At 37.8% G+C, this 8,360-nt stretch carries 10 protein-coding genes; 2 read left to right on the top strand and 8 right to left on the bottom strand.

All coding sequences use genetic code 11. From position 1 onward, the window contains the following. From AC1DUW_RS08840 to queF, 3 genes are all read right to left on the bottom strand, one after another. Positions 1 to 1,194 (bottom strand): aspartate kinase (locus AC1DUW_RS08840; RefSeq protein ID WP_477642360.1); only part of this gene is annotated, 1,194 nt, incomplete at its 3' end. Between the two features lie 381 nt (positions 1,195 to 1,575). Further along, entirely contained in the window at positions 1,576 to 1,704 is a 129-nt protein-coding gene (locus AC1DUW_RS08835) for a hypothetical protein (protein WP_269083710.1), read from the bottom strand. 18 nt (positions 1,705 to 1,722) lie between these two features. Continuing rightward, entirely contained in the window at positions 1,723 to 2,223 is a 501-nt protein-coding gene (gene queF, locus AC1DUW_RS08830) for a preQ(1) synthase (RefSeq protein ID WP_053344304.1), read from the bottom strand. 281 nt (positions 2,224 to 2,504) lie between these two features. Here queF and AC1DUW_RS08825 point away from each other — a divergent pair, with 281 nt between their 5' ends. Both AC1DUW_RS08825 and AC1DUW_RS08820 read left to right on the top strand, forming a co-directional pair. Next, complete coding sequence (locus AC1DUW_RS08825; protein ID WP_223305388.1) at positions 2,505 to 3,362, top strand: DMT family transporter; 858 nt, start codon at positions 2,505 to 2,507, stop codon at positions 3,360 to 3,362. Between the two features lie 227 nt (positions 3,363 to 3,589). Further along, positions 3,590 to 3,811 carry a BA3454 family stress response protein gene (locus tag AC1DUW_RS08820; protein ID WP_252430170.1) on the top strand — a complete coding sequence of 74 codons (222 nt, stop codon included), beginning with the start codon at positions 3,590 to 3,592 and terminating at the stop codon, positions 3,809 to 3,811. A 448-nt stretch (positions 3,812 to 4,259) separates the two neighbouring features. On the opposite strand, the gene AC1DUW_RS08815 is transcribed toward AC1DUW_RS08820, so the two are convergent. The 5 genes from AC1DUW_RS08815 to qoxB form a co-directional block, all read right to left on the bottom strand. After that, positions 4,260 to 4,709 carry a YfmQ family protein gene (locus AC1DUW_RS08815; protein WP_053344302.1) on the bottom strand — a complete coding sequence of 150 codons (450 nt, stop codon included), beginning with the start codon at positions 4,707 to 4,709 and terminating at the stop codon, positions 4,260 to 4,262. Between the two features lie 236 nt (positions 4,710 to 4,945). After that, positions 4,946 to 5,083 carry a hypothetical protein gene (locus AC1DUW_RS08810; protein WP_157444502.1) on the bottom strand — a complete coding sequence of 46 codons (138 nt, stop codon included), beginning with the start codon at positions 5,081 to 5,083 and terminating at the stop codon, positions 4,946 to 4,948. A gap of 432 nt (positions 5,084 to 5,515) precedes the next feature. Further along, positions 5,516 to 5,800, bottom strand: a complete 285-nt coding sequence (gene qoxD, locus AC1DUW_RS08805) for a cytochrome aa3 quinol oxidase subunit IV (RefSeq protein ID WP_053344301.1) — start codon at positions 5,798 to 5,800, stop codon at positions 5,516 to 5,518. A gap of 1 nt (position 5,801) precedes the next feature. Continuing rightward, complete coding sequence (qoxC, locus tag AC1DUW_RS08800; RefSeq protein ID WP_053344300.1) at positions 5,802 to 6,398, bottom strand: cytochrome aa3 quinol oxidase subunit III; 597 nt, start codon at positions 6,396 to 6,398, stop codon at positions 5,802 to 5,804. Next, positions 6,398 to 8,344 carry a cytochrome aa3 quinol oxidase subunit I gene (gene qoxB / locus AC1DUW_RS08795; RefSeq protein WP_053344299.1) on the bottom strand — a complete coding sequence of 649 codons (1,947 nt, stop codon included), beginning with the start codon at positions 8,342 to 8,344 and terminating at the stop codon, positions 6,398 to 6,400. The genes qoxC and qoxB overlap by 1 nt, the downstream gene beginning before the upstream one ends. Positions 8,345 to 8,360: the final 16 nt, after the last annotated feature.

Below are 8,360 nucleotides of genomic sequence, written 5' to 3'. Positions count from 1 at the left end.
CACATTATGACGCATGCCTTCCCCGACAACCATAATTAACGCAAGGTTATGTTCCACAATCACTTCATCAGCATGAAGTTCCTGCTTAATGCGCGAAACGATCTTCTTCTCAGCTTCCTCTGTCATTTGATCCTGCCTTAGTATAAGCGTCACATCATCAATACCGGATGGGATATGCTCATATGAAACCCCGTAATCTTCAAGGATATGAAGAAGTTTGCGTCCAAATCCGACTTCACGGTTCATCAAGTATTTGCTAATGTAAATACTGCAAAACCCTTTGTCACTCGCAATCCCAATAACCGGGCCATTCGTATTATCGCGTGTGCTCACAATACGCGTCCCCTGAGCCGCTGGGTTATTCGTGTTTTGGATATGAACAGGAATTCCGGCACGAAATGCAGGAATTAAAGCTTCGTCATGGAACACCGAGAAACCAGCATAAGAAAGCTCACGCATTTCGCGATACGTTAACTCTCGGATTCCCTTTGGATTGGAAACCACGTTTGGATTCACAGCGAAAACGGCATCCACATCTGTAAAATTCTCATACAATTCGGCCTTAACCCCATTGGCAAGAATCGAACCCGTAATATCCGAACCACTCCTTGAGAACGTTAAAACATCGCCATCTAACGTGTAACCGAAGAACCCTGGGAATACTACAATTCCCGGCTCATCACGTAGAGCATATAACCGCTCATATGATTCGGGCAGCACTTTAGTGTATCCATCTTCATCCTTTACAATCAAGCCAGCTTTCTTCGGATCCATATACTGCGCCTCTACCCCACGGCTTTGAAAATAAGCCGCAACCAGCTTCGCATTATTATCTTCACCGCTTGCCTTTAAAGCATCCATATAACGCTTCGGATTATTTTGATCTGCACGTAACAACGTGTGCAAATCTTCACGAATCTCTTTAATGACATCCTCTGAAATATCTAATTCTTCAGCAATACTCGCATACCGAGTGACCACATCTTCTATCAAAAGCTGGCCATTCTCACCTCGTAGTTGCTGTTCGGCAACTTCAATCAATAAATCCGTCACCTTTATATCATCGGAATTGCGTTTCCCTGGAGCCGAAACAACAACAATCTTCCTCTCTGGATCAGAAACCACAATTTCGAATACTTTTTTTAACTGTTCACCTGACGCAAGTGAACTCCCGCCAAACTTCGCAACTTTCATCCCGACATCCCCTATTTTTAAAAATATTCTGTCAAAATTAACTCTCCCTATTATTACGTGTTTTGACAAAACAATCAAGAGTTAATTCCGTTATACAAGGACATTTGTATTTTCTATAAAGACAAAATCGATAAAATTATTGAATGAGGATGCAGAAAAACGTATAATAATCTCCCTTCTTTGTAGCACTTTTCACATTTTATACGGTTCATTTACAAAAAAAAAACGCCAAAACAAAATACCTAGATTCTGTTTTGACGGGTTAAATTAAATATATTAGAATCAGTGAATCCATTGAATCACTCGATAGGATTCATCCTGTATTTTTCTGTGCTTTTCCCTAACCTAGTAACTGTCAATAACTGCCTAAGATCACCATTCTTAATGAGCTTTGATTACAGAATGAAGATCCTCTTCTTCTGCATTCGGTGATAGATACATTGCGTCTGCCAGACAATAGGCTTCGTAACAGTCATTTTCGAAAAATGACCAGAGGGGCTCCAACCGCATAAGAGGCTCCTCTAATGTTTAGCGATTATCTACAGTTTCCGGATACAAGTCGTGATTCATCAAGCGGAAATTCGCCATTTCCTCAAACTTCGTCCCTGGTTTCCCGTAGTTTGTGTATGGATCAATAGAAATTCCGCCCCTAGGTGTGAACTTGCCCCAGACTTCAATATATTTCGGATCCATCAACTCGATTAAATCGTTCATGATGATGTTCATGCAATCTTCGTGGAAATCACCATGGTTGCGGAAGCTGAACAAATAAAGCTTCAAAGACTTGCTTTCGACCATCTTCACACTAGGAATATAGCTGATGTAAATGGTTGCAAAGTCCGGCTGTCCAGTAATTGGACATAGGCTTGTAAACTCCGGACAATTGAACTTGACAAAGTAATCCCGGTTCGGATGCTTGTTATCGAACGACTCCAAAATTTCAGGCGCATAGTCGAATGTATATTTTGTGCCTTGATTCCCAAGTAATGTGATATCTTTTTTTAATTCTTCTTCTTTTCTTCCAGACATAAAAAGTCCTCCTCTTCCACGTTTCACAGGGAGATTCATAAAGTGGGCCTCTATATAACAAAAACCATATCTCCTCAAAGATATGGTTGATTCGCGAAAAATATCAAAGCCATAGTTTTTTTAAGAGGGTGATGCTATGAACCTCTCCCGATTTTCGGGAAATATTTTAAAATTGTCATAGTAAATATAGAAAAAAATATCTAATCTGTCAATCATACTTTTTAAATTTAGTTTGATTCCTACATGTATTCAGCTTAAAATGTAGAAGAAGTTTATCCTACATGAAGGAAGAGATTAAAGCAATGTGGATCTTTGCAGCACTCATCACCAGTTTGTGTTTCGGAATCAATAACAGCATTTTTAAATGGAGTAGCGGAAAGGGTTACTCAAAGGTACATATCCAATTTTTCTTTTATTTTGTAGCTTTTATTTTGGCCATATCTTATGGAGTACTTGTGGATGGTTTGAACCTGAACTTGCTTTCTATCATGCTAGGTGCAGCAATTGGTGTATTGAACGCTAATGGGAATATCCAGATGGCAAGCGCCTTTGAAAAAGGTCCGGCAAGTTTGACATCTCCATTAATTGCAGCGAATGCAATATTCCCCATTCTCTGTGCAGCATTAATTTTTCACGAACATATTTCTTCCTTGCAGTGGAGTGGAATAGCCTGCATGCTTCTCGCTACTTTAGTCATTCAGTATACACCTAATGCTAAAGGCAATCATCAATATTTACCTTGGATTATGCACACTTTATTTTCCATTTTATCTTTTGGTGTGCTCGGCATCTTAATGACGACATCAACACGTCTTCATTTAAACTCCCTTGATATTCTAGTATCAATGTATGGGGGCGGAGCTCTTTATCTTCTTTCGGCTTTGGCCTTTAAGAATGAAAAAATCAAGCTACAAGAAGTCAAAATTGGTTCCTTAGTAGGTTTTTTAAGCATCATAGCCTATGGATGTTATTTCTTTGCGTTGAATACCGGCATCGCAAGCATCATTTTCCCTGTCGTCAGCCTAAACTGTTTAGTGGTCGTATTTGCTGGATGTTATTTATTCAAAGAAAAACTAAAATCCTATCAAATTGCCGGCGTATTTGCAGCCTTAATCGGAATTATCTTAACCAAAATTTGAATAATAAATTTTCTAAAACAACCTGGCTGTTATGCAAACTAGCCAGGTTGTTTTTATATGGGAAATAGGGTCTGACCCCTACACAACAAGCCTTTAACACTGATACAACAATCTTTATGCAAATAAAAAATCTCGGGAAATGGGGTCTGGCCCCAAAAAGTGTTGACATTTCTTTTTAAATATCAGATAATTATGAATATTAAATCTTCACCTTCGTTGCTTTCGAAATGTTTGAAAAATCTTCAGCTTTGGGAATAAAAGAAGTACGTACAACACTCCCATTTAATACTGAATTAAGAAAGGAAAGATGCATAATGGTAAAAGTTACAGTAACAGTTGATTTCCAAGGAAAATCTTATCAAACTAACGTCCTTGCTAAACCAGGTACTAATCAAGAAGAAATTTTACAACAAGCCCTTCATCAAGTGGAAAAACAATGGAAAGCATAAAAAAGCAGGCTTCGTTTTAGAAACCTGCTTTTTTTATTACCTTTTCAGATATAATTTACCAAAATTACTTTTCACATGCACTTATACTAATAAACAAATTAACCCTTTTCAATACTGTTTTACTTATGTACTTCTATTGTTTTATTATCCTAATGCATTTTTTTGAATTTTTTCTATTCGAAGAACCCCTCGATTACGATTTCCTCCCACTTTTAATTGTTTTTTTCATATTATACCAATATAAAGACGTCAGCTTGTGAACGCTTTTACACTCAATCTGAATAACTAGTACTTTAGTATTTYCAATAAAGAAGGAAAGAAAGGTACCTAAATGAACAGGGCTTTATTAACTATAATTTTTACCATCGAATAAAAAAATGGATTACACAATAAATAATTTAGAAAAAAAGACAGTCTTTTTAAAGACCGTCTTTTTTTTATGTTCCTTTTAAACAAAATCCCTTATTACTGGCATAGAACGTTCTTGCAGGCTATCGGAAAGCAAACTATACGCAACTAATTTCTTCTTGTACTGTTTGACTACATCCACGTGGTCGTTGTAAATGTGCACAAGTAACCTAACATCCTTTTTGCCGCTTTTAGTATCAATGACTAATGGGGTCCCATTGTTTTCTGGATGTAAAAACAATTGCTCGTTCCCTGGAAATATATGATTTTTTTTCAAAAATATAGCTTCATTAAAATAATTAATAACTTGAATTTTGTCTTCACCTTCCAAGCGTTTTCCGTCAATGGTTACGATGCAATTCGCGTCACTAAGTTCTGAATGCAGTTTAAATTTGCTGATAATCCAATTCACTGCATCGGTTGGAAGACAGGTAACTAATAGCTTAACCAAGCTTATGAGAATTGTTAAAATCAAAACAGGCAATGTCATATTTCATCATCTCCGCTAAGTTCTAAATTAATTATTATATCCCTAATTATATCAAAGGGGCGGACAGTTTTTCTTTGAAGATGTGACCGTTCTATTAACGTTTCACTTATGGTGAAACGTTAATAGAACGGGTGCCTGAAGAAGGGCACTAAAGATACGAAGACTAGATTAATGCGTAATCAGTCTAAAATGTACGCAGTATAGTAGAAATTAAGGAAATTATAGAAACCACTAAATTATTTTAACGGCTTGTTGAATTCTTTTTTATATAAAAAGATGATTATTATTCTCTTTGATTCACTATTGGCTGGTACTAAAGCTACAGATAAAGAATACGTTTCAAAACCCGGAAGAAGCATTAAAGGCATTACCATTACCTTTTCCCTCTCCTCCAAATGAATCTAAGGGTAAGCCAATCGATAATCCGAGCAAACTGTAAAAGACCCAATAAAGGGGCCGCTATCTCGTCCTAGAAATAATGAGCAATGATTGGGGTAAAAACTCAACATTTATTATTTAAATTATAATGAAAAAAGATGTTTTTTGTTTGAAGATTCCTCGAATTTTCAAGGAATTCTTGTGTATAACGAATCTAGCTCCTATCTTCTTACCCATATTTTCTCCCATTCCCTGTAAATAAAACATTCTGAAATGGTTATACTAAACTTAATTGGTTCATCTTCATCCTTCATAACAAAACAAATTTCTATGATGAAGTGATTAAAATGGTATATAAATTTCCACTTACAATAATTAAATACAAAAAAACTGGGCGTCATCAAGACGCCCAGTTTTGTAGGAATGGATTATTGATATCCCCAAATCATTGTTAGCATTGTACCGAAAATTGTAACCAATGCAACAAACAATCCGTAATAAACGTTTGTGTAAATCGATGCTTTATCCTCAGACTCTCCTGCATGCATGAACATAACCAATTGAAGTGCTGCTTGCATGAAGGCTGTAACAAGTAGGATGATCATTGCCATTTTAAGTGAGAGATCAAACACTATAACTGATAGTGCAACCAAAGTCAGGATTAGTGAAAAGGCAAATCCCATAACTTGGCCCCGTGGGAATAATTGTTTCATATTACATCATTCCTTTCAGGTAGACGAAACTGAAGATGAAAATCCAGACAACGTCTAAGAAATGCCAGTAAAGAGAAAAGATGAAAGCTTTGTTTGCTGTTTCTGGAATCAGACCGCGTTTTTTAACCTGCAGAATGATGAATGTTCCCCAGAATAAACCAAGTGTAACGTGAGCTCCATGCGTACCTAGTAACGTAAACAAACTAGATAAGAAAGCACTTGTTTGAATGGTTGCTCCTTCATGTACATACTCCACGAATTCATAGATTTCGACTCCCAAAAAGCCTAAACCAAGAATAAGGGTGATAACGAAGAAACTAAGCATCGCTTTCTTACTACCAAGTCTCATTGCATTGATTCCAAGACCAATGGTAAAACTACTAGTTAAAAGAAAAATTGTTTGAAGCATTAGGGTTGGTACTTTAAAAAGGTGTTCCCCTGTTGGACCATTTCCAGTACCGTTAACTAATACAAAATAAGTGGCGAACAGTGTAGCGAAAAGAGCTATTTCTGCCCCCAGGAAAATCCAAAATCCAAAAATCTTTAAGCGATTTTCTTCCGTGCTATATTCTAGTGGCAGCGAGTTATCTATTTTCATTACTTAGCACCTCGCAATTTATTTTCAGTTTCTTCAATCTCTTCAACGGAGATATAACGTCCGTGATCTTTTTCGAATGAACGGTGAGCCATACAAGCAAAGATACCAAGTGTTGCAATGATTGCAATGATCCACATGCTGAATACCATTGCAAAGCCCCAAACGAAGAAGATACAGCTCATGATAAACGGCACACCACTGTTATTTGGCATATGAATCTTTTCTACTTTACCACCAAATAATTTAAAGCCTTTTTTCTTAGAATCCCAGAATGCTTCTGTAGAATCAACTGTAGGCACAATTGCAAAGTTATATTCTGGTATTGGTGTATGTGTAGCCCACTCTAGAGAACGTGCATCCCATGGATCGTTTGAAATATTTCTTGATGCATAACGAGTACTCCAATAGATGTTGTACACAATAAGCGCGAAACCTATTGCTAAGCCAATTGCTCCAACGAAAGAGAGCATATTCAATGGACCATAGCCCGTTGATTCAGAGTACGTATACATACGACGTGCTTGCCCATCTAAACCAGTGATGAACATCGGGAAGAATGTTACATTAAAGCTGATTGTAATGAACCAGAACGACCATTTCCCAATCTTTTCGCTCAACATGAAACCAAACATTTTTGGCCACCAGTACGTGAAACCAGCAAGTACGGCAAATACAGTACCAGGGATTAAAACGTAGTGGAAGTGAGCTACTAAGAACATTGTATTATGGTATTGGTAGTCAGCACTTGCCATGGCAAGCATAACCCCGGTTACCCCACCGAGCGTGAAAATCGGAATGAAAGCTAAAGAGTATAACATTGGGACGGTAAAAACGATTTTACCTTTCCAAAGTGTGAACAACCAGTTGAAAATCTTAACACCGGTCGGAACAGCGATTGCCATTGTGGTAATCGAGAAGATACCGTTAACCATTGCACCGTGACCCATTGTGTAAAAATGGTGAGCCCATACAACGAAAGATAGAGTAGAAATAGCTACCATCGAGATAACCATCGAATTATACCCGTACAGGTTACGACGTGCAAAAGTCGAAATGATTTCACTGTAAATACCGAATGCCGGAAGAATAACTATATAAACTTCAGGATGTCCCCAAACCCAGAACAAGTTCGCCCAAAGCATATCGCTACCGCCATTGGCCATCGTAAAGAATTGAGTTCCGAATAGACGATCCATTGTCATCAACGCAAGTGCCACTGTCAATACAGGGAAAGCGAAAACGATAATGAAGTTTGTGATCAAGATAGACCATGTGAACATTGGCATTTTCATTAAGTTCATACCAGGTGCTCTCATTTTCAAGATTGTTACGATAAAGTTGATACCAGTCAGTAATGTACCGATACCAGCTATTTGAATTGCAATCGCGTAATAGTTCGAACCTACTGATTCACTGAAATCGTTACTTGCCAGTGGGAAGTAAGATGTCCAACCTGCATCAGGAGATCCACCAACTACGAAAGAGATGTTAAATAGCATTGCACCCATAAAGAATAACCAGAAGCTTACTGCGTTTAGACGTGGGAATGCTACGTCACGTGCTCCAACTTGTAATGGTGTAACAATGTTCATTAACCCAATGATAAATGGCATAGCCATAAACAGGATCATGACAACCCCGTGTGTTGTAAAGATTTCATTATAATGCTGTCCATCCAACAAACCGTTATCAGGCACAGCAGTTTGAGCACGCATCATGATAGCATCGGCTCCACCACGGAAAAGCATAAGTAGTGCAGACAAGATGTACATGATACCAATACGTTTATGGTCAACCGTTGTTAACCACTCACGCCATAAGTAACCCCATTTTTTAAAATAGGTAATTCCGACAACAACCGCAAGCATGGTTAAGCCAATAGCAACCATGGATGCATAAATCGCTGGACTTGGATGAGGTACGGCAAATCGATCAAAGTAATCCATACTTTTGTGACTCCTT

The organism is Peribacillus sp. P4_C12, assembly GCF_056402095.1.
Note: the sequence above shows the minus strand (reverse complement) of the source record. Positions and strands in the feature narration are given on the sequence as shown.

What these genes read in the sequence shown, in the direction of transcription:
- qoxD (WP_053344301.1), bottom strand. Translation starts at nt 5,800, where the DNA reads ATGAAACAATTATTCCCACGGGGCCAAGTTATGGGATTTGCCTTTTCA.
- queF (WP_053344304.1), bottom strand. Translation starts at nt 2,223, where the DNA reads ATGTCTGGAAGAAAAGAAGAAGAATTAAAAAAAGATATCACATTACTT.
- AC1DUW_RS08835 (WP_269083710.1), bottom strand. Translation starts at nt 1,704, where the DNA reads ATGCGGTTGGAGCCCCTCTGGTCATTTTTCGAAAATGACTGTTACGAA.
- AC1DUW_RS08810 (WP_157444502.1), bottom strand. Translation starts at nt 5,083, where the DNA reads ATGGTAATGCCTTTAATGCTTCTTCCGGGTTTTGAAACGTATTCTTTA.
- qoxB (WP_053344299.1), bottom strand. Translation starts at nt 8,344, where the DNA reads ATGGATTACTTTGATCGATTTGCCGTACCTCATCCAAGTCCAGCGATT.
- AC1DUW_RS08825 (WP_223305388.1), top strand. Translation starts at nt 2,505, where the DNA reads ATGAAGGAAGAGATTAAAGCAATGTGGATCTTTGCAGCACTCATCACC.
- AC1DUW_RS08820 (WP_252430170.1), top strand. Translation starts at nt 3,590, where the DNA reads ATGTTTGAAAAATCTTCAGCTTTGGGAATAAAAGAAGTACGTACAACA.
- AC1DUW_RS08815 (WP_053344302.1), bottom strand. Translation starts at nt 4,709, where the DNA reads ATGACATTGCCTGTTTTGATTTTAACAATTCTCATAAGCTTGGTTAAG.
- qoxC (WP_053344300.1), bottom strand. Translation starts at nt 6,398, where the DNA reads ATGAAAATAGATAACTCGCTGCCACTAGAATATAGCACGGAAGAAAAT.